This is a genomic window from Aetokthonos hydrillicola CCALA 1050 (genome assembly GCF_017591665.1).
GTDB lineage: Bacteria > Cyanobacteriota > Cyanobacteriia > Cyanobacteriales > Nostocaceae > Aetokthonos > Aetokthonos hydrillicola.
In genome coordinates this window covers 6,828-8,949 of sequence record NZ_JAAKGC010000158.1, presented here as the reverse complement: position 1 = coordinate 8,949, position 2,122 = coordinate 6,828, and the positions used below count along the sequence as shown (strand labels likewise).

At 41.8% G+C, this 2,122-nt stretch carries 3 protein-coding genes and 1 pseudogene; 1 reads left to right on the top strand and 3 read right to left on the bottom strand.

Going from position 1 to position 2,122, the window contains the following annotated elements; translation table 11 throughout:
• Nucleotides 1-449 (bottom strand): hypothetical protein (locus G4P69_RS34030; RefSeq protein WP_208354302.1); only part of this gene is annotated, 449 nt, incomplete at its 3' end.
• A gap of 324 nt (nucleotides 450-773) precedes the next feature.
• Between G4P69_RS34030 and G4P69_RS34025 the strand changes: the two are divergent.
• Nucleotides 774-1,046, top strand: a pseudogene (locus G4P69_RS34025) (3-phosphoshikimate 1-carboxyvinyltransferase); the annotation flags it as partial.
• 256 nt (nucleotides 1,047-1,302) lie between these two features.
• On the opposite strand, the gene gatC reads toward G4P69_RS34025, so the two are convergent.
• Together gatC and G4P69_RS34015 are read right to left on the bottom strand one after the other, a co-directional pair.
• Nucleotides 1,303-1,593, bottom strand: a complete 291-nt coding sequence (gene gatC, locus G4P69_RS34020) for an Asp-tRNA(Asn)/Glu-tRNA(Gln) amidotransferase subunit GatC (RefSeq protein WP_208354299.1) — start codon at nucleotides 1,591-1,593, stop codon at nucleotides 1,303-1,305.
• A 9-nt stretch (nucleotides 1,594-1,602) separates the two neighbouring features.
• Nucleotides 1,603-2,122: photosystem I assembly protein Ycf3 (locus G4P69_RS34015; RefSeq protein ID WP_243903131.1), on the bottom strand; the 520-nt coding region annotated here is incomplete at its 5' end.

The following is a 2,122-nucleotide window of genomic DNA, read 5'->3' as shown; positions in this document are numbered from 1 at the left end:
TCTGGTAAAGGCTCTCCGTTCAGCTTGAGGTTACGGGTGAAATTACGTAAGCGAATCGGTTCGTTGGGTTGCAATGATTCACTTGGTAACCAATAACGACTTACTCCATAGACTCCCTGTTCCCAAAAGTGGCGATAACTCAACTGACCATTACCTTGCATTGTCATTATTACCCGATAGGGAGAAATTTCTAACCACAAAATTCTGGGACCACTGGGAACTTGAATGCTGCTTGCTTCTTGATTGGAATGATTTGAATCGTGAGAAGAAGGCTCTCGTGAGACTAAGGAGTCTACTTCATAGCTTGTAACGGGTGGTGCTGTCAACAGTAAATGAAAGCGATCGCGATCTTTTTGATACAGTGTTGCAGCAGCTTCTAAGACAGACCAAACTGGTAAGTCTGTAGAAATGAGTGATAGTAACACGGGCTTACGGTGATGAGTTAGCATGGGAGCGTTTTTATAAAATGAAATAAAGCCGAACTAATACTAAATAAAGCTAGTACTGCTTGAATGGAAGCAAACTGTCGAGCCTGCTCTTATTTTGGCTTTCTAACTGCTTTCCATGGTAAGTTGATTTCTACCATAGTGTACTAGTAGTGCTTTGCGGAATTCAAAATAAAAAATTAAAAAAGTCTATTAAGTCACTTTTTCACTAATTTTCTATACCAAAGGGCTTCCCGCAGGTTGCCATAGCTTTATTTCCGCGCTTGCTGTATGGTAGGTCTGGTAACACGATAGGATACTAGCGCAGTCACACGTCAGTTTATCGTAATGTCGAGTTCCGTTATAACCGTAGAAATCAAAGAAAATATTTCTCATAACTTAATTATTCAACGACCAGCTAGTGGATTATGTTTACATGGTCGTATACGAGTTCCAGGAGATAAATCAATTTCCCATAGAGCGCTAATGTTAGGAGCGCTGTCTCAAGGGGAAACTCAAATCGAAGGGCTACTGCTAGGAGAAGATCCCCGCAGCACGGCTAGTTGTTTCCGAGCTATGGGAGGAGAAATTTCAGAACTAAATACAGAATTAGTGCATGTTAACAAAAACGCCGTAATTCCCCTTCTTCAACGCAGTAAAGAGGGGATATAAGGCGGGAAAAATTGAGAGGATTTTCAATGGCACAGATCTCGATAGCCACACAGATCATCGCATTGCTATGAGTTTAGCGATCGGCAAACGGGGTTCGCCTTACCCAAACCATTCGCTGACCATTTTTGAGGATTCCCAAGCTCATAATGATCCCCTCATAACCACGGAGGGATCAAAGACACCAAAGGGCGAAAGCAAAAAGCAACTAATCCGCATTTAGGATTTTTGGCACTTTGAAAAAGTCACCTTCTTGTTCTGGTGCACTTTGAAGAATTGCTTCTCTATCAGGATAGGTTTCTAGATTATCTTGTCGTGTCACATTACTAACATCAATTGCCCGTGTAGTTGGCGCTACATTGCTCACGTCCAATTCGTTGAGCTGTTGAAAATAATCCAAAATACTTCCCAATTGAGTAGTAAATTGTTCTTCTTCCTCCGGTGTCAATTCTAACCGGGCTAGATGAGCTACTTTACGCACTTGTTCACGATCTATCATTTCTGGCTCCTAGACATATATATCAATCTGCGATCGCCCAGTAGTCTTCAGCCAGTTTTGGGCTTCAATGTAGTTATTAGGAGCCAGACGAATAGCTCTGATCCAATAATCGGCAGCTTTATCAAACATTGCTTCTTGGGCGTTTTCGTCTCCTGCTTCCTTGGCTTTTTCTCCGAGGTAATGGTAAATTACCGCGATGTTATTCAATGCTTGGGGTAACTGGGAGTTGCATTCCAGTGCTTGGTGATATAGCTCTAAAGCCTTTTCATGATCGCCGTTGCTGGCGTAAATTAGACCCATGTTGTACAAGATATAACCACGATCATTAGGGTCTTCTTCTAATGCTAGAGCTTCTTGGTAGTTGTCTAAAGCTTCAGCATACTCTCCATCTGCTTGCGCTGACATTCCATCTCGATAATAGACAAATGCCTCTTTTGCTTTTTTGTTGGTTGGCAGAAGTTTTAGGATTAGATCTGCCATCACAGTAAAAGATTTGTCAATAAAGTTATCGTTTTTCTGGGTTCTTGGC

Coding starts and splice junctions, on each gene's coding strand:
- gatC (WP_208354299.1), bottom strand. CDS start 1,593: ATGATAGATCGTGAACAAGTGCGTAAAGTAGCTCATCTAGCCCGGTTA.